This window comes from Pseudomonas sp. H2_D02 (genome assembly GCF_054677635.1).
This window is the reverse complement of sequence record NZ_CP162816.1, coordinates 3,486,149-3,505,726: the sequence shown is the minus strand read 5'-3', so window position 1 is coordinate 3,505,726 and position 19,578 is coordinate 3,486,149. Positions and strand designations below refer to the sequence as shown.

Annotated in this window: 9 protein-coding genes; all 9 read right to left on the bottom strand. The window is 64.3% G+C overall.

Annotated elements, in window-relative coordinates:
• The 9 genes from AB4N42_RS16220 to AB4N42_RS16180 all read right to left on the bottom strand — a co-directional run bounded on the left by AB4N42_RS16220 (position 1) and on the right by AB4N42_RS16180 (position 19,332).
• Positions 1-2,001 carry a non-ribosomal peptide synthetase gene (locus tag AB4N42_RS16220; RefSeq protein WP_460114981.1) on the bottom strand — a complete coding sequence of 667 codons (2,001 nt, stop codon included), beginning with the start codon at positions 1,999-2,001 and terminating at the stop codon, positions 1-3.
• A 16-nt stretch (positions 2,002-2,017) separates the two neighbouring features.
• Positions 2,018-3,889 carry a condensation domain-containing protein gene (locus tag AB4N42_RS16215; RefSeq protein ID WP_460114980.1) on the bottom strand — a complete coding sequence of 624 codons (1,872 nt, stop codon included), beginning with the start codon at positions 3,887-3,889 and terminating at the stop codon, positions 2,018-2,020.
• A complete protein-coding gene (locus tag AB4N42_RS16210; RefSeq protein WP_460114979.1) occupies positions 3,823-9,468 on the bottom strand; it encodes an amino acid adenylation domain-containing protein in 5,646 nt (1,881 codons plus the stop codon). Before AB4N42_RS16210 ends, AB4N42_RS16215 begins: the two co-directional genes overlap by 67 nt.
• Before the next feature lie 41 nt (positions 9,469-9,509).
• On the bottom strand, positions 9,510-14,324 hold the full coding sequence (locus tag AB4N42_RS16205; RefSeq protein WP_460114978.1) for an acyl carrier protein: 4,815 nt from the start codon (positions 14,322-14,324) through the stop codon (positions 9,510-9,512).
• A gap of 70 nt (positions 14,325-14,394) precedes the next feature.
• On the bottom strand, positions 14,395-15,348 hold the full coding sequence (locus AB4N42_RS16200) for a TauD/TfdA family dioxygenase (RefSeq protein WP_033864612.1): 954 nt from the start codon (positions 15,346-15,348) through the stop codon (positions 14,395-14,397).
• 159 nt (positions 15,349-15,507) lie between these two features.
• The gene (locus AB4N42_RS16195) at positions 15,508-16,413 is read right to left on the bottom strand and encodes an iron-siderophore ABC transporter substrate-binding protein (RefSeq protein ID WP_460114977.1); all 906 of its coding nucleotides are present in this window, start codon (positions 16,411-16,413) and stop codon (positions 15,508-15,510) included.
• An 89-nt stretch (positions 16,414-16,502) separates the two neighbouring features.
• Positions 16,503-17,552: a FecCD family ABC transporter permease gene (locus tag AB4N42_RS16190; RefSeq protein WP_460114976.1), complete on the bottom strand. Its 1,050-nt coding sequence runs from the start codon at positions 17,550-17,552 to the stop codon at positions 16,503-16,505.
• Positions 17,549-18,532 (bottom strand): FecCD family ABC transporter permease, encoded by a 984-nt coding sequence (locus AB4N42_RS16185; RefSeq protein WP_030141569.1) that lies wholly within the window; start codon positions 18,530-18,532, stop codon positions 17,549-17,551. The genes AB4N42_RS16190 and AB4N42_RS16185 overlap by 4 nt, the downstream gene beginning before the upstream one ends.
• Entirely contained in the window at positions 18,529-19,332 is an 804-nt protein-coding gene (locus tag AB4N42_RS16180; RefSeq protein ID WP_217859654.1) for an ABC transporter ATP-binding protein, read from the bottom strand. The genes AB4N42_RS16185 and AB4N42_RS16180 overlap by 4 nt, the downstream gene beginning before the upstream one ends.
• Between the last annotated feature and the right edge of the window lie 246 nt (positions 19,333-19,578).

The window sequence follows — 19,578 nt, the reverse complement described above, 5'->3', positions numbered from 1 at the left end:
TTACATTTCCATCTCGGCCAACAGGCGCTGCATTTCGTCCAGGGCTTCGTCGGTCGACGGCCCCTGGGGTTTTTCGATCTGTTCGGCGAGCGCGGCGATCGTCGGGTTCTGGAACAGGCTGCGAAGTTCGAGCTTGACGCCGAAACGGCTCTCGACTTGCGTCATCAAGCGCATGGCCAACAACGAATGACCGCCCAGCTCGAAGAAGCTGTTGAACACCCCGACCTGCGGCAACGCCAGCAGCTCCTGCCAGATGTCCGCCAATTGCTGCTCCAGCTCGCTGCGCGGCGCTACACCCTGGATCGCCACCGGCTGCGGTGCCGGCAAGGCCTTGCGATCGATCTTGCCGTTGGCGTTAAGGGCCAGGCGCGGCTGTTCGATGAAGCCGGCCGGAATCATGTAGCCCGGCAACACGCCTTCCAGATACCGACGCAACGCCGCCTGATCGACCGGGTTCGGTGCCTGCAACCAGGCAAACAGACTCTGACTGCGCGAGTCGATCATCACCACCGCCTCCTCCACGCCGGGGTAACGGCGCAGCAGCGATTCGATTTCACCGGGCTCGATGCGGAAACCGCGAACCTTGACCTGGAAGTCCGCGCGACCGACATAGGCCAGCCGCCCATCGTTGCGGCGGCGTACCAGGTCGCCGGTGCGGTACATGCGGCTACCCGCTTCGCCGGCATAGGGGTCGGGCAAATACGCCGCAGCCGTGGTGGCCGGCGCGTGCTGGTAACCCCGGGTGACGCCGGAGCCGGCGATATACAGCTCGCCCGTCGCCCCCAGCGGCACCGGGCGGAGCATGTCGTCGAGCACGTAGCAGAGGGTATTGAGCAGAGGCATGCCGATGTCGGCGACGCCGGACGGCACGTCCTGCAATGCCTGGGTGGTCGACCAGACGGTGGTTTCCGTCGGGCCGTAGGCGTTGATCAGCGCCACGCCACGGCTGCGCAGTTCATTCACCAGCTCACCGGGCACCGCCTCGCCACCGATCAGGCCACGCAGCGGCGGCCAATCGACCTGGCCGGTTTCCAACAGGATCTGCCAACCCGCAGGGGTGGCCTGGAACACCGTGGCCCGGCGCAGCAGCCCGAACAACTGATGTCCATCGACCACCTGCTCGCGGCGCGCCAGCAGGATGGCCGCGCCGTTGACCAGCGGCAGGAACAGCTCCGGCTTGCACATATCGAAGGCGTACGTGGTGCTGGCGAGCCAGACATCCTCGGCGCCGAGCGGCAGCAAGCGATCGAGGCCGGCCAGCAAGTTGCTCAGGTTGCCGCGGCTGACCTGCACGCCTTTCGGTGTGCCGGTCGAGCCCGAGGTGTAGATCACGTAGGCGCGCTGCTGCTCATCGATCGGCAACGCAAGGTTGGCGTCGCTGCGGGTGTCCAGCGGCAACCGGTCGAGCAGGATGTGATCGACGTCGCCCAAGGCCTCGGCGCACAGGCTTTCGCTGAGCACCAGGGCCGGACGCGCATGCCCGATGATGAAGCCCAGGCGCTCGCTCGGGTGCTGCGGATCCAGCGGCAGGTACGCCGCACCGGCCTTGTGGATCGCCAGCAAGGTTGGCAGCAGCCATGGGCCACGACTCAGGCAAACGGCAACCAGGTCATCGGTGCCGACACCTTGCGCACGCAGCCAATGGGCGAGGCGATTGCTGATGGCGTTGAGTTGCGCGTAGCTCAGTTGCTGGTCCTGGCAATCCACCGCCAGCGCCTCGGGCGACAGGACGACCTGCTGTTCAAAACGGGCGATGACGTCCATCACCGGCGCCAAGGATTGCGCAGGTCGATTCCATGGGCGCTGGGCCAAGGCATGATCGGCGTTGGCCAGGTCGATGTCCCAGAGACGCGCATCCGGTTGTTGCAACATGCCTTCGAGCAGGCAGCGGAACTCATCGGCATAACGTTGTGCGGTGTGTGCCAGGAACAGGTCGGTGTTGTATTCCAGCACGCATTGCCAGTCCTCGCCCTGCTGCTCGATGTGCAGGCCGATGTCCACCAGGGCACTGTCGCTTTCAACGTTGAGCCGCTGTCGCCGGCAAGCCGGCGAAATGCTGCTCGAGCGTTGCGTTGGCGTCGCGCTGGATCAGGTTGAACAACGCCTGGAACAGCGGCGTGTGGCTGAGATCGCGGCGCACTTGCAGAGCTTCCACCAAGCGTTCGAACGGCACGTCGGCATGCTGTTGCGCCGCCAGGTGCGTGGCTTGCAATTGCTGCCAGAACTGCTCGACCGATTGCCGGGGATCGAGGTGGCTGCGCAGCACCTGGGTGGTGGCGAAGTAGCCGATCAAGTTGTCGGTGTGGGCCTGGTGACGATGGGCGACCGGCAGGCCGATCCAGATTTCCCGTTGCCCCGAGTGTCTGGCCAACAAGGTTTTCCAGGCCGCCAGCAACGGTGCGAAAGCGGTCAGGCCATGGCGCTGCGCCGTCTCGCGCAGGCGCTTGACCAGCGTAGCCGGCAGGTGGAAGCGCAGGCGCTGGCCCTTGTAGCCCTGCTCCGCGGGCCGTGGCATGTCGGTCGGCAGGTTCAGCACCGGCGGTTCGCCCGCCAGGGTGCGTCGCCAGTAATCAAGCTGCGACTCGATCCGCGCCTGCCCCGCCGGGCTTTGCCAACTGGCCGCGACGTCGGAAAACTGCAGCGGCAAGGCTGGCAGGCAAGCGTCGCATCCTTCCAGCAAGGCTTGGTAGATGTGTTGCAGTTCGGCGAAGAGGATTTCCAATGAGCGCGCATCGGCAATGATGTGGTGCAAGGTCACTTGCAGCACGCTTCGGCCCGGGCCTTGGTACACCCGCACCCGCCACAGCGGCGGCGCGGTGAGGTCGAACGGACGCTGCGCCTCCTGGCTGAGCTTCTGGGCAAAGCCGCTGGAATATTCGTCGCTTTCCAGCGGTTCGAAGCCCAGCGGCATCGCGCCGAGGTCTTCGACATGCTGGCGTGCGCCCTCGGCGGTGTCGCTGAACACCGTCCGCAGGCTGTGTTGGCGAAGCACCAGTTGCGCCAGCGCCTGTTCCAGCAATGCCGGTTGCAGGAGGCCGTCCAGGCGCAAGGCCAGGGACAGGTGATAGGCCTGGGTATCGCCCTGCAAACGGTCGAGGAACCACAAGCGTTGCTGAGTGAAATGCAACGGTGCGAGGGGGGCTTCGAACGGACGCAGAATGCCGTCGGCCTCGGTGCTGGCCTCGGCCAATGTCGCGGCGAGGTCGCGCAGCACCGGTTGTTCGAACACGCTGCGCAACGGCAGGCGCCGACCATGCTGTTCGGCGATTCGTGCCACCAGCCGCGCCGCCAACAGCGAGTGCCCGCCCAGGGCAAAGAAATTATCGTCCGCGCCAACGTCGGTGCATCCCAGCAGCTCTTGCCAGAGGCCAGCCAGGGTCTGCTCCCACTCGCTCGACAATGCGCCCTGCTGGCCGTCACGCTGCTGCGGTGCTGGCAGAGCCTTGCGGTCGACCTTGCCGCTGGGGCTCAACGGCAGGGTGTCGAGGCGAACGAATTGGCTGGGCAGCATGTAGTCCGGCAACTGTGCGCCGAGGCTGGCGCGCAGCGTCGTTTCGTCCAGCGCATCGCCAGCGTAGTAACCCACCAACCGCGCCGATTCCCCGCTGCCGAGCAGCACCACGGCCGCCTCGCGAACCCCGGGGACGCGGGACAACAGCGCTTCGATCTCACCCAGCTCGATACGGAAACCCCGCAGCTTGACCTGGAAGTCCAGGCGCCCGAGGTAATCCAGGCTGCCATCGCTATTGCGGCGCACCCGGTCACCGGTACGGTACATGCGCGCGCCGGCCACGAAAGGATCCGGCAGGAACGCCGCGGCGGTCAGGCGCGCGGCAGCGAAATAGCCGCGACCCAGGTTGGCCCCGGCCAGGTACAGCTCACCGGGCACGCCGCAGCGGCGACCGGTTGCAGGTCGGCGTCGAGCACGTACGCAGCGGTATTGGCCACCGGTTGCCCGATCGGCACCTCCACTGCGCTTTCATTGCCACTGCGCACTTCGAAGGTGCTGTAGACGGTCGCTTCCGTCGGGCCGTAGCCGTTGATGACCTTGGCGCCCCTGCCCTCGATGGCTTCGGCCAGCGCGCACGGCAGGGCTTCGCCACCGGAGACGGCACGCACGCCCTGCCAACTGCGCGAGGTGTGCGCCACCAACATCCGCCAAGTGGCCGGCGTGGCCTGCATGACGGTGGGTTGTCCGGTCAGCAACAATTGATCGATCGCTTGCGGATCCCGCGCCTGCTCCCGATCGGCCAGGAGGATGCTGGCGCCATGGGCCAAGGGCAGGAGCAACTCGACGATGGCAATGTCGAACGTCGCGGTGGTCAGGGCCAGGACCCGGTCGCGGGGCGTCATCGGCAAGACCTGATCGACGGCCAGCATCAGGTTCATCAGGTTGCCACGGCTGATCGCCACGCCTTTGGGCCGGCCGGTGGAACCCGAGGTGTACAGCACGTAGGCGAGTTGACCGGCGATGCAGGCCACAGGCTTGCACGGGACGGCCGAGCCGCTGGCGTCGATGTCCAGCAACGGCAGCCCGGTGTTCCACTGCGCCAACACGCCGAGGCTCGCGGTGGTGCCCAGGCATAACGTGGGCTGCGCCGCTTCGAGAATGTAGCGGCCACGCTGCGGCGGCGTGTCCTCGGCCAACGGCACGTACGCCGCACCGATCTTGAGCACCGCCAGCATGGCCATGGGCAGGCGTGCATCGCGGGGCAGGCTCAACGCCACGCGGTCTTCGATGCCGACGTCATGGGCCTGCAACGTCGCCGCGAGCGCCTCGGCGGCCTGGTCCAGCTCGGCGTAAGTCAGTTGTTGATTGCCGGCCACGACGGCAATCGCCTCGGGCTGGCGGGCAACCTGAAGCGCGAACGCTTCGAGGATGTCCCGTTGACCGGCCACCGCGCGGCCATCGATCCGCGCCAGCGCCCGTTCGGCGGGCTGCCATGCCAGTTCACCCAGCGGCTCGGCAGCTTGCTCGATCAGCGCATCGAGCAAGGCCAGGTATTGCTCGGCCATGCCTTGCACGGTCTGCTCGCGGAACAGATCGCTGCTGTATTGCAAGCTGAGGCTGATGCCATGCTCGCTGTCGCGCACGTCCAGGTGCAGGTCGCACAAGGCGCTGTCGGGGCGGTTGTCCAGCGGTTCGGCGATGACGTCGGTGAGTTCGAAACGCTCCAGGGCGTTGCCCGGGAAGTAGTTGAACATCACTTGGAACAGCGGGTTGTAGCTCACCTGCCGGACCACGCCCAGTTGTTCGATCAAGTAGTCGAACGGCAAATCCTGGTGGGACTGGACCGACACGGACAAGGCCTGCAATTCGTTCATCAGTTGCAGCGGGCTGCGTTCGCCGGAAAGCTTCTTGCGATACACCAAGGTGTTGACGAAACACCCCACCAGCGGCTGCAACACCGCATGGTGCCGGTTGGCCGCCGGTACACCGACGAGGATGTCGTCTTCGCCGCTGCGACTGCGCAACATCAGTTGGAATGCCGTCAGCATCGGGATGAAGTTGCTCCAACCATGACGCGCGCTGAAGGCCCTGAGCCGTGCCGCCAGGTCCTCGGATAAGCGACACTCGACGCGTCCACCAGCCTGGCTGGCCTGGGCGGGACGAGGAAAATCGGCCGCCAGGTCGAGCACCGGCAGCTCGCCGGCCAGTTGCTCGCGCCAGTAGGCCAGCTCTTGCTCACACGCCTTGCTGCCTATCCATTGGCGCTGCCACACGGCGTAGTCGGCGTATTGCATTGCCGGGACGGGCCGTGGGGTCGCCACGCCCTGGCGACGATTGCGGTACTGCTCGCAGAGGCCGTCGATGATCAGTTGCAGGGACCAGCCATCGGCAACGATGTGGTGGCAATTCAACGACAAGACGAACGTCTCCGGCGCCAGGCGATACAGCCTGGCGCGCAGCAGCGGCGCCGCGTCGAGGGCGAACGGCGTCATTGCGTCCAGGCGCAGTCGTTCGTGCAGCGCGTCTTCGCTCGCCACATCGATGACCGGCAACTCAAGTTCGCTGTGCGCAAAGATTACTTGGCTCGGCCCTTCGGCAGCGCCGATGAACCCGGTGCGCAGCACCTCGTGCTGGTCGAGGACCGCTTGCAAGGCCGCGTGCAGGTCAGCGACGTGCAGCTCGCCGGTCAGGCGCACGGCGCCGGCCAGGTTGTACGCCGGGCTGTCGGGGTCGAGTTGTTGCAAGAACCACAGCCGTTGTTGGGCAAACGAGAGCGGCAGCGTTTCCGGACGCGGCAGCAACGTCGGCGACGGCTTTACCGCGCCGGCCTGGTTCTCCAGCCAATCGGCCATGGCGGTGATGGTCGGACGTTCGAAGACCACGCGCAACGGCAGGTCCTTGCCGCTGAGCTTGCCGATCAGGCCGATCAACTGGGTCGCCAGCAGCGAATGGCCGCCCAGCTCGAAGAAGTTGTCCTCGACACCCACCTGGCCCAGACCGAGCACGCTTTGCCAGGCTTCCACCAACTGGCCTTGCAGCTCGCTGCTCGGCGCCACATAGCGGGCCTGGCTTTGCGCGGCAAAATCCGGCGCGGGCAACGACTTGCGGTCGATCTTGCCGTTGCCGTTGAGCGGGAAACGCTCCAGGAACACGAATGCGCTCGGGATCATGTAGGCCGGGAGATTGCCCAGCACATGCTCGCGCAACGCCTCGATACTGCTGGCGTCATCGGCCACGACGTAAGCCACCAGCACCTTGGCGCGCTGCTGGTCGTCACGGGCCACGACCACGGCTTCGCGCACGCCGGGGTAACGGGTCAGGCAAGCCTCGATCTCGTCCAGCTCGATGCGATGGCCGCGAATCTTGACTTGGTGGTCGGTGCGTCCGACGTATTCCAGGTCGCCGTTGGGCAGGAAGCGCGCCAGGTCACCGGTGCGGTACAGGCGCGAACCGTCGTTGGCGATCGGATCCGGCAGGAAGACTGCCGCCGTACGCGCCGGATCGGCCATGTATCCGCGCCCGACGCCGACGCCGGCGACGAAGATCTCCCCGACCGCGCCCACTGGTATCGGCTGCAGATCGGCGTTGAGCAGGTACAAGCGATTGTTCAGCGTGGCACGGCCGATCGGCACGTTGATGCGTTGTTCCGGCAAGCGTTCGAGCAGCGGATGAAAAGCCACGTCATCGGAGCATTCCGCCGGCCCGTAGGCATTCATCAGCGGGATCGCCGGGTAGCGCTCGAACCAACGACGCGCCAAGGCTGGCGGCAAGGCCTCGCCCGTGGCGAGCACCCAGCGCAGGGGGGACGTTTCCAAGCCGGCGTCCAACAGACTTTGCATCAGGGACGGCACCGCTTCGAGGATGCTGATGCCGTGGCGTCCGATGGCCGAGGCCAGTGCCTCGGGATCCTGCACGACGCAATCGCCAAGGATCACGGTGCGGGCCCCGAGCACCAGCCCGGCGAGGGTCTGCCAGACTGAAATGTCGAAGCACTGCGGCGCAGTCTGGGCGATCACGTCGTTCGCATCGAGCCCCAGCCCCGGCAACTTGCCGAGAATGTTATTGAGCATGCCCGCCTGCGCCACCATCGCGCCCTTCGGCGTGCCGGTGGAGCCGGAGGTGAAGATGCAATAGGCCAACGATGTGTCGTGCACGGCGATGTTCAGGTCATCGTCGCTGTAGCTGCCCAGTACCGAGGGGTCGTAGCGCACGGCCTTGGGCCGCTGGTCGAGCAGGTCGAGGGCCTGCATCGCCAGTTCGCCCTGCCCTGCGCTATGAATCAGCAACGGCGTGCGGCTCTGGCGCAGCACCTGGGCCAGGCGCTGGGCCGGGTTGCGCGGATCGAGCGGCAGCCAACCGGCACCGGCCTTGAGCGTGGCGACAATCATCACCACCAGGTCCAGGCCCCGCTCGTCGAACACCGCGATCAAGTCGTCACTGCCCACACCTTGGGCGCGCAAGTGCCGGGCCAATCGGTTGGCGGCGCGGTTCAACTGATCGAACGTCAGGCTTTGCTCACCATGGACCATGGCGACGCGCTCTGGGGTCTGGCGAACCTGCTCCTGGAAACGCTCGACATACAACGGCTGCAGCAGTTGCTCGTCGGGTTCCAGCCCTCCGCCGGCCCAAACCTCGTGCTGGTGAGTGATTTCACTTGCATCGAGCATCGCCAGTTGATGCAACGGCGTGCCGGCGTTTACGTCGAGGGCTTCGCCCATGTTCAACAACAAGGTGCGGAAATGCCGCAGCATCTGCTGGACTTCTTCGCGCAGGAACCAGTCGGTTTGATAGGTCAACTGCAGGTGCAGGCGCTCGCCCGGCACGATCACCACCGTGATCGGGTAGTTGGTGTGGGTGCGGTTGGCCATGTCACTGATCAGGTAGTCCAACTGCCCCTGGCGCAGGTCGGCGGCAATGGGCGCGTTCTCGAACACGAACAGGCTCTGGAACAGGTCCTGGCGCTGCACGTCGCTCCAGCGCTGGATGTCCGCCAGGGAAACACTCTCGTGCTCGCGCAGGCTCAGGTTCTCGGTCTGCAGGGCTTTCAGCCACGGACCAAGCCCATCCTCCGGGCCACAACTCCAGCGCAGCGGCAAGCTGTTGATGAACAGGCCGACGATGCTTTCCATGCCTTGCAGGTGCACCGGGCGGCCGGCGACGGTGATACCGAACACCAAGTCGCGATCGCCGCTGTAGCGCGCCAGCAACAAAGCCCAGGCGCCTTGCACCAGGGTGTTGAGGGTCAGGCCATGCCGGGCCGCGACGTTCTGCAATGCCTGGGTCTGCCCGGGCTCCAGGAATTCGACACAGTCCTCGACCGGTTCGGCAGCGCCTTGGACCCGGCCGATGTGACCGAAGCCAAACTCGTTGGGCGTGTCGAAGCCCGCCAAGCGCTGTTGCCAGAAAGCTTGGTGATCTTCCGGTTTCTGGGTTTCCAGCCAGCGAATGAAGTCGCGATACGGGCGCGGTGTCGGCAGGTTCAGTCGACGTCCTTCCCGGGCGGCGCGATAGCCGTTGAGGAAGTCCATCATGATGATCGAGAAGCACCACGCATCCATGAGGATGTGGTGGTAGCTGCGCACGAACTGGTAGGTGTCGGGCGCCAGCTTGTACAACCGGACGCGCATCAGTGGCGCCTTGGTGAAATCCAGCCCTTCGGCGCGTTCTTCGCCGAGCAATTGCTCGAGGCGGTCCTGCTGCTCGCCTTCGCTCAGGAGCGACCAATCCTCGTAGGTGATCGGCAGTTCGACCTGCTTATGCACCACCTGCATCGGGCGCTTCTGCTGCTTCCAGACGAAGGAGGTGCGCAGCAGTTCATGGCGCTCCACCACCTGCGCCCAGGCCTGGCGGAAGGCCGCGAGGTCGAGGTCCGGCATGACCATGACATGGCGATATTGCAGCAGATACATGCCCTTGCCAGGGTGCATCAAGCTGTGGAACAGCAATCCTTGCTGCATGGGAGCCAGCGGGTAGATCGCTTCGATGTTGCGCGAAAGAGCCTTGACCTTGTCGTTCATGCTGACGGTATCCGAACCTGTAATGTTTGGGACGCGGGGGCTCATTGCTCGAGTTGTTCGAGCAGCCCCAGGAATTCATCGTCGGACAGGCCTGAGTCGGCGAAATCCGAAGCCGTGGCGCGGCCCACCGAGGGGGCCTGGCAGTGCTCCAGCAAGGCGCTGATCCGCTGCTGGAACTGACGCGCCAGTTCGTTCACCAACACCGGGTCGTGGACCTGCGGTGCGTAGCGCCACTCGACATGTAGCTGGCCTTCGTTGACCAGCGCCGTCACATCCAGCCAGTGCGTGCGGTGGGTGCTCTCGGCGCGCATGCCGGGGCACATCGGCCGCGCGAGACGCCAGAGGCTCGATGCGCCGATCCATTGGTCGACCCGCCCCAGGTAGTTGAAGGTCAGCAGCGAGGCGGCACCCAGGCCGTGGGCCGGATCCTGGCGCAACAGGCCGTAGCCGATGCCTTGTTCGGGGACGCGGCGCAGGGCTTCCTTGGCCGCGATGATCGACGACTCCAGGTCCCACGAAGTTTCGACCGCCAGCGGGTAGCGGCTGGTGTGCCAACCGATCGAGCGCGACAGCTCGGGGCCTTGCTCCCAGCCGCTGCGGCCGTGGCTTTCCAGCTCAAGGGTGACGCGCTCGCGGCCCTGCCATTGGCCGATGACACCGGCCAATGCGGCCACCAGCAGATCCTGGACCTGGGTGCCGTAGGCCGCGTGGCAATCGCCCAGCAATAACTGCGTTTGCTCCACCGACAGTTGCATGTCCAGTGTCCGGCTTTCGCCGTATGCATTGGGCTGTTGAAGAACGTTATGTTCGGCGGCCAACTGCTCATGCCAATAGCCGACCTGGGCCAGGACGGCGGGCTCCAGGCGATGTTGCTGCAAGGCCTCGCTCCACACATGGAAACCCGCCGAAACGCCAGGCAACGCCACGCTTGGTTGCAGGTAGAGGCTTTCCAGTTCTTCCAGCAGCACCTGCCAGGACACGGCATCGACAAGCAAGTGATGCGCCGTGCACAACAATGCCTGGCTCTGGGAGAAATACACCCAGCGAATCAATGGCGCCTTGCCCAGCTCGAAGCCTTGTTGCCAACGCTGCAACAGCGCGTCGTCCAGCGGTTGGTCCTCGACCTGGAATAACCCGTCGAGCAGGCTCGGGGAAAAGGCCTGGTAGCGTTGCTGCCAGCCTTGCGGCGAGGTTTCGAAGACCAGGCGCAAGCTCGCGTGACGCTGCAGCAACGCGCCCACGGCCTGGATAAATCGCGGCTTTTCCAATGGCGCGTTCAACGCCAGCAGCAAGGATTGGTTCCAGTGCCCGGATTCGGTTTGCTCCTGGGCGAAGAACCATTGCTGGATCGGCGTCAGGGCAAATGCGGTGGCAGGTTCAAGCACGGCTGGCGTAGCGCCCGCCTTCACCGCGCCAAGATCAACCACCTGCTCGGCCCAACCGCGCACGGTGGGGAACTCGAAAATCTGCTTGGGCTTGAGTTGCAGCCCCTGCTGCTTGGCCCGGGCGATGATCTGCAAACTCAGGATCGAGTCGCCACCGACACTGAAGAAGTTGTCATCGACCCGCAGGTCGGGGTTATTGAGGATCTCGCGAGCGATGTCGAGCAGACGCTGTTCAAGGCTGCGCTGTGGCGTTTGCACCACTCGGGCCAAGGCGCGTACGGTCTGTTCGGCGAACAGTTGCTTGGGCGTCATCAGGATATGTTGCTGGCGCGCCAACGCGATGATCTGCAGGCCGAGGATCGAGTCGCCGCCCAAGGCAAAGAAGTTGTCATCGGGCCCCAGGTCAGGATTGCCGAGCAGCCCGCGCCAGATGCCGAGCAACGCGCTTTCGACCGCGTCCAGAGGCTCCACGATTGGAGACACTTCCTGCGCGGTGGCCGGCGCTTGCTCGGCCAACTGCAGCAATGCCTTGCGATCCACCTTGCCGTTGGGCAACAAGGCAAACCCATCGAGGCAATGCCACTGGGCCGGCTGCATGTAGTCCGGCAGTTGCGCTTGCAGGGCGGCTTGAATATCCGGCAACGCGCTCGACGGTGCGACCAGGAACGCCACCAGGCGGTTGCCCGTCAACGGCGACGGGCTGTTCAGCACTTGTACATCGCTGACGTGCGGCATCGCCCTCAGCCGTGCCGCGACTTCCGCCGGCTCTACCCGGTAGCCACGAATCTTGACCTGCTCATCGAGCCGGCCGAGAAACTCCACCTGCCCCAGATGATTGAGCCGCACCCGGTCGCCGGTGCGATAGCCATGGGCTCCGAAGCGGGTGCGGTCGGCGTCGCTGGCGCTGAGATAACCCAGCGCAACGGTCTTGCCCTGCACGCAGAGCTCGCCGCTGACACCGATCGGCAACAGACGGCCGTCGGGCGAACGCACGCTGACCTGGACATTGGGCAGCGGTCGACCCAGCGGTGCCGCGCCATCGATATCGACCTCATGGGTCAACACCCCGACGGTGGTTTCACTGGGTCCGTAGTGGTTGACGATACGCAGGTCCGGCTTCAATGCCCGCAAGCGCGAGACCAGTTCATGGCCCAAGGCTTCGCCACCGGTTACCAGGCATTGGCGCGGCAGCAAGCGTTGCGGATCGTTGGCGACCAGCAAGGCGTTGAGGTGCGACGGTACGATTTTCAGCAGGTCCACGGGCTCGCGTTCAAGCACGGCCGCCAGCTCCTCGGCGTCGAAGGCCAGTTCCTCGGCCAGCAGCCGCAGGCGACGGCCGCTGAGCAATGCACCGAACAAGGCCGTGTGCCCCAAGTCGGTGGCGCAACTGGCCAGGCTCGCCAGGCTGGCATCGGCCGGCAGGTCCAGGCGTTCGAGGCAGCCCGTCACGTAATGGATCAGGTTGCCCTGGCTGACCGCCACGCCTTTCGGCCGGCCGGTGGAGCCGGAGGTGTAGACGACGTAGGCTGGCAGGTTCGCAGCCAACGACGCGCGCAAGGGCGATTCGCTCGACGACTCGGCACTGGGCAACGACAGCCAGCGCACCGCTTCCGGCAGCCATTCCGGTCGCAGGCCCTCGCCGACCCAGACCTTGGGCGCAGCGTCCTGGCAGATGTCCTGCAAACGCGACTGCGGCCATTGCGGATCGAGGGCCAGGTAGGTGGCGCCGCACTGCCAGGCCGCGAGCATGTGCATCACCAGCTCGCGGCTGCGGGGCAGGCACAGGGCGATGCGCGCGCCCTCCAGGTTCGCGCTTGCCTGCAAGCGCTCGCCACGGGCCGCCACCGCCTGGCCGAGTTCGGCATAGCTGAGCGTACCTTGCTCGTCTTGCAGGGCAATCGACGCCGGCTTGTGGGCGCACTGCTGGGTAAATGCCTGCCAGGCGTTGCTGACCGGGACCGACATGTCCTCGCCGCTGAGGAGCGACTGCTGCGCCGGTGCCAACCAGTCGAGCTGGGCAAACGGTACGCCCGGCTGTTCGATGACCGCGTGGACCAGGGCAACGAATTGATCGCAATAGCGCTCGACCGTTTCACGGCGATACAGCGCCTTGCTGTAGCGCCACCGGCAAAGGAAGCCCTCCTCCTCGTCGATCACCACCATGTTCAGCTCATGGGCCGCGCCGCGCTGCTCCGACAGCAGGCGGTCGACATACTGCTCGAACGGCGCGATGCGTTCCTTGTTAAGGGTGAACATGTGCTGGAACAGCGGCGCCCTGCCCATCTGCCGTGGCAGATCCAGCTGCTTGACCAGGCGCGAGAACGGATAATGGCGGTGCTGCAAGGCCTGCTTGACGGTGGCGTCCACCTGCCTGGCCCAATCGCCGCTGGACAGCTCGCGTTGCAAGCGGCAACGGATCGGCAACGGGTTGACCAGATACCCCGGCAGGTTGACGTGCTCGCGGCGCAAGCGCCAGCCGCTGGGCGTGCCCAGGACAAAATCATCCTGCCCGGACAGCACGCCGAGGAACTGCTGGAATAACGAGAACCAGCAGATATAAGGCGTCACACCCCATTGGCGGGCCACGGCACGAATCCGCGCCGCAGTGGCCGGATCGAAACGAACCGACAACTCTCCGCCCTGGAACGCCTGGTTGCTGCCGTAGTGAAAATCGGTCGGCAATTCCAGTGCCGGGGCATCGGCCAATTGCGCTTGCCACCACGCCAACTCCACCGGTTCGGCGGCTTCGCTGCGCACATGCAGGTCGCTGCAATAGTCGCGATACGCGTCCGGATTCACAGCGGGCAGCGCTTGCTCATTGATCAACGCGAACAGTTCGTTGAGCACGATGTAGAACGTGGCCAGGTCGGCGGCAATGTGATGAATCACCAGCAGCACGGTGTGCTCGACATGACCGGCCTGGGCATTGCTCAACAGGACGACCCGACTGACGTCGCCGGCCTCCAGGTTGAACGGTTTATCGGCCCACTCGGTGATGCTCTGCTGCAATGCCTGGGCATCGGCCGCCTGCAACGCCACGCGCTCCAGCGGCCGGACGTGCTCACGATGACTCCACTGCAACAGGTCACCATTGCGCTCGGCATAGGCGGTGCACAGCATCGGGTAGCGCCGCTGCACCGTTTCCCAGGCGTCTTGCAGGCGCTGGGGCAAATCTTCGGTGACGAACTGCGCCTTGATGCGTCCGGCGTAGGCGATGTTATAGGCGCAGCTGTCCGGCTCCAGGCGCTGGAGAAACCAGAGCGCCTGCTCGTTATCCGTCAACGGGCGCGCCGCAAAATAATCGGGGTGCAAGGCCAGCCAGTGCAGCACCTCGGCGCTGCGCGCCGTCAGTTCGCGAGCCAATTCATCATCCAGCGCCTTGGTTGATCCGGGCGTGACAACCAGTTGGCCTTCGGCTTCCGACAGGCGAATTCCACGCAGCCAGCAGCGATGCATCAGGCGATCGAGCATTTGATGTCCTTCATTTTGCTTGTTTGGAATAAGCCGCCCAATGCGGCGGCTTAATGCAAGAGCGTCGGGCTCAACCCGCGGAAGCAGGCTCGGCCATGGCGACCACGACCTTGCGCGCGCCCTGGAATGTCGAGCGGCCGTGGGCCACCAGCATGTTGTCGAGCATCAGCACGTCACCCGCCTGCCAGGGGAAGCTCACCTGGCAGCGCTGCAATACCGCACGGACATGCTCCAGGGCTTCGAGCTCGATAGGCGAGCCATCGCCGTAGAACACGTTACGCGGCACGCCCTCCTCGCCGACAATGGAAATCAGCGTCTCGCGCACGGGCGCGGCGAGATTGGAGATATGGAACAGATGCGCCTGGTTGAACCACACCCACTCCCCGGTCACCGGGTGCTGGGCCACGGCCTGGCAGACTTGGCGTGTGGACAGCTCACCGTCATCCTTCCATTGGAACTGGATCTGGTTGGCGCGGCAGAAATGCTCGACTTGGGCGCGATCTTCAGTACTGAACGCCTGTTGCCAGGGCAAGTCGAGGCCATTGCCATAGTTGCGCACGTACATCAGGCGCTTCTCGGCAAAGCGCTGGCGGATTACGGGGTCGAGTTGCTGGTAGACCTTGCGGCTGTCGGCGATGGGGGTTTCGCCGCCCACCGGAGACGCCTGCACGCAATGGAACCAGATTTTCATTGGCCAGTTGAGCGAGTAGGACTGCTCGTTGTGCAGCGGGATGACCTGGTGGGCGGGGTATTCGGTGGAGGTGTAGACCCGGTTGTTGAGTTTGGTGCGCGGCGTCGAGGCGTAGTCGTAGGTCAGCAGTTCGTGACCGAAACTGCGGGCGAACTCTTCAAAATCCGCTTCGCCCTTGAACGCAAAACCACGAAACAGAATGCCGCCCGCAAGCGGCAACTCGGCCTCAACCGCGTGCAGGATCTGCGCCCGGCTATCCTGCCAGACAGCCCCCGCGCCTGGCGCCTGGAAAATGAACGGCAAGGTCAGTTCGTCACCCGGTACGCCTTCCATGGATTGAACCTGTGCACGCGCCAAACCCGTTTCCATCTGTGATCCCTCGCCATTCCGATGAGCGTGTTTTTTTCGAGAGCACAAACTAATACAAACGAGTAACAACCGCAATAGAGAATCATTGTCATTAATGACTTTTGTATGACAATCGATACAAAGTCACTTCGCCTGAAGCACGCGTTCTCGCTCGGCAATATGGGACATCAGCAGGTAGGCGGAACCCAGCAAGCCCTGCATCGTATCGGCATAGCGGCTGCGGTTCAGGTAGAGAAACTGGCGGTTCTTCACCGCAAACAGGTTCTGCCATTGAGGCGACTGGCGAAACGCAGCCGTGCTGGCTTCCGAATCGAGCAGTTCTTCGTAGGTATCGATAATGAAATCACTGTCGAAGTCGCCGATTCGCTCCAGGCTGTAAGGCACGTTCTGGCGCGCCTCGCGATACGCGGCGACACGGCCCAGGCCGAAGTCCTTGATAACGTCATCCATACCGCCACGACCGATCAGCTGGAAACCATCGGTATAGACTTCGAGCGTCGTGACCGTGATGCGCGAGGGGTCCTTGACGCGCTTCTTGAACTCGCTGACGACCCATTCGTATTCGTGGAGCATTTCTTCGTAGCGCTGCTGCTTGCCGACCAGTTCGGCGAGCTGCCTGGCGTAGGTCTTGATGTCACTTTCACGCGAGGGCAAGAGCACGACCGGTGCGATTTTGCTGAGCTTTTCCTTGAGGTCCGCGTGGTACGACAGGCCGATGATCAGGTCCGGCTTCAACGCAGCGATGGCTTCCAGGTCGGGGGCCTGGTGCGAGCCGATGTACTGGATGCCCGTCACGTCGAAGCGCTCCTGCGCACCACGGAACACCACGTCCGAGAACAGCTTCTTGCGGCCGGTCGAGCCGCAGGGCTTGATGCCCAGCTCCAGCAACTGATCGGTCAAGCTGAAATCGTGCAGGGAGACGATGCAGTGAGGTGAAACAGGTACTTCGACCCGCCCGAAACTGTTCTCGAACACCTTGGTTTCAGCCGCGCAGCGGCGTGCATCGACATCAATGCCAACGGCACGCACAGCATGCCGAGCAATCCCTGGAACATTCCCTTCACTCTTTCCCGCACGCGTTTTTCTCCAATGTTTTCAAGATATGCATCGCTGTGTCTTCAGCGACTGCGTTGACGCGCCAACAATAGGATCAGATAAGGCGCGCCGATGATGGCGACCACCAGCCCCGCCGACAACTGCAACGGCGGGAAAAGCCCCCGCCCCAGCGTATCGCCCGCCAATACCAGCAACGCCCCCACCAACGCCGACAACGGCATCAGCGCACCGTGACGATCACCCGCCAGTTGGCGCGCCAGGTGCGGAGCCACCAGCCCGACGAAGGTCATGGTGCCGACATTCGCCACGGCGGCCGCCGTCAGCATGACGCTGCACAGCAACAGGAAAATCATCACGCCGGTGACGTTCAGGCCACGGCTGAGCGCGACTTTTTCGCCCAATTGCAACAGGTTCAACTGACGGTGGAAAAACAGCAACGGAGCCCCCGCCAGCAGCAGCCAGATACCGAGGCTGCGGACCTGAGGCCAACCGGCCCGGTGCAAGCTGCCGCCCAGCCACATCAGCGCCGATTCCACCTGATCGATGTTGCCGTAGGTGATCAACAGGTCGGCCACCGCACTGAGCATGGCAGTCAGCCCGACGCCGACAAGAATCAACCGCAGCGGTGAAATGCCCTGGCGCCACGACAGCAATGCGACGAACAATGCCACGGCCAACCCGCCCGCCAGTGCCGCCAACGGATAGAGTTCCAGCGGCAGCAGCGTGGGCCAGAGCACGATGATCAGCAGCATCGTGACACTGGCGCCCGATTCCACGCCCACGAGGCCCGGCGCCGCCAGCGGATTGCGCGTCAACGACTGCATCAACAGGCCGGCCAGCGACATGGCCATGCCGGCGAGGATCGCCAGCGCGACACGCGGCAAACGCAACTCCCAAAGCAGGTTGCGCATCGTCGAGTCGACCCGATCAGGGGACCACAAGGCTTGCCAGGCCTGGGCGACACCCAACGAATAGCTACCGACGGTCAAGGCGTACAACGACACGGCCACCAATGTAAACATCAACACCAGCACCCAGATCACATCGATCGGCCGGGCCACCCAAGGCAACAAGGGCAGCGTCCTGGGCAAGGTCAGTCCCAGGCGCGTCATTTGACTTTCCTCAACACCAGCGCAACGAAAATCGGCCCGCCAATCAGTGCCGTGACAATCCCGGTGTTGAGCTCGAAGGGACGCACCACCGTTCGTGCGGCGATGTCAGCCAGGATCAGCAGCAGCGCGCCGAGCAAGGGCGCGGCCAGCAACAGCCGTCGATAATCGTCGCCGAACAACAGGCGCGCAGCGTGAGGCACCACCAGCCCGACAAAGCCGATCGGCCCCGCCAGAGCGACCGCGCACCCCGACAGCAGGACCACGGAGGCCAGGCCGAACAGGCGCATTTTCAACAGGTTGACGCCCATGCCAGCGGCAGCCTGTGGACCCAGTCGATGGGCATTCAGTGCCCGGACATTGACCAGGCACAGAAGCATGCCCAACACCACATACGGCCAGACCCACGCCTGCATCGAGCCGCCGGTCACGCCAATCGACCCGGTGAGCCAACGGCGCAGGCTGTCGAGCCCCTGCTGGTCGAGCAACAGCAGGATCGAAGTGATGGCGCTGAACAATGCCGCAATCATCGCCCCGGACAAGGTCAGCCGGATCGGGTTATGCCCGCGGCCCGCCAGCAGCAGGACGCCGACGGCTGCCACCAGCGCGCCACTGAACGCGAACAGCGGGATCATCGACAGGTCGTGCCCCGGCAACACCAACAAGCCGAACACCACGAACAATGCCGCGCCGCTGTTGATGCCGAGGATGCCCGGATCGGCCAATGGGTTGTCGCCCACGGCTTGCATGATCACCCCGGCCAGGCCAAGGCTGGCGCCCACCAGCATGGCCACCAACAGGCGCGGCAGGCGGCTGCCGCGAATGACGCTCTGGTCGGCGTTGTCCGGCGCATAAGCCACCAACGCCTGCCAGGCTTCGCTCCAAGGGATGCTCTTGGCGCCAACCGCGAGGTGCAGCAGCGCGGCCAAGCCGATGGCGACCAGCAGGCCCAGCCACACCGGCAATCGCAAACCGTGACTCACATCGCCTCCCGCACAGCCGAGGGCTGGCTACGGGTGGTTTGCGGCACGCACAGCGGATCGCCCGAATAAGGGTCGGTGATGATGTGCGCGTCCAGGTCGAAGACAGCCTTGAGATTCTCGCGGGTGAAGACGTCGGCGGGCGTGCCCTGGGCCAGCAAACGGCCTTCGCGCATCATCACCAGGTGATCGGCATAACGCGCGGCCTGGTTCAGGTCATGGAGCACCGCAACGACGGTCTTGCCTTGCTCGCGCAGGTCCACCAGCAGTTCGAGCAAGGTGATCTGATGGGCGATATCGAGAAACGTCGTGGGCTCGTCCAACAGGATCACTGGGGTGTCCTGGGCCAAGGTCATGGCAATCCAGCATCGCTGCAATTGGCCGCCCGACAGCGTGGCCAGCGAACGATCGAGCAAAGGCGCGATGCCCGCCAGGTCGATGGCACGGTCAATGGCCTGCTGATCCTGCTCGGACCACTGGCGCCACCAGCTCTGCCAGGGAAAACGCCCCTGCATCACCAATTCCCGGACGCTCATGCCGGCCGGCGAGGTGGTGCGCTGGGGTAACAACGCCATGCGTTGCGCCAGCGCCCGGCGCGAATACTGGCCCAGGGCCTTGCCGGACAGCTGCACCTCGCCCGCGCTGGGCCGCAGCATGTGCGCCAACACATTAAGCAGCGTGGTCTTGCCGCAGCCGTTCGCCCCGATCAACGCCGTGAAGCAGCCTTCGGGAATATCCAGGCTGACACCGTTGAGAATCTGTTGCTCGCCATAGCTCAGCCGCACGTTGCTGGCTTTCAGCATGACCGTCCCTCCACCGCCCTAGAGGGCCTGATCGAATCGTCCATCGTACCGAACCCTCGCAATCGTTTCCCGGTGACAGCACCGCGAAACCCATCGAGGGCCAAAAAGTGGGGCACAGAATATGTCGAAACTAAAATAATTTCCCTACAAGACTGACAATATTAATGCAAACCCTTATCATTCACAGTCAGATTATGGCCAGTAGACACTAACCTCGCTTGCCTGCCTGACGCCGCTGGACCGGGA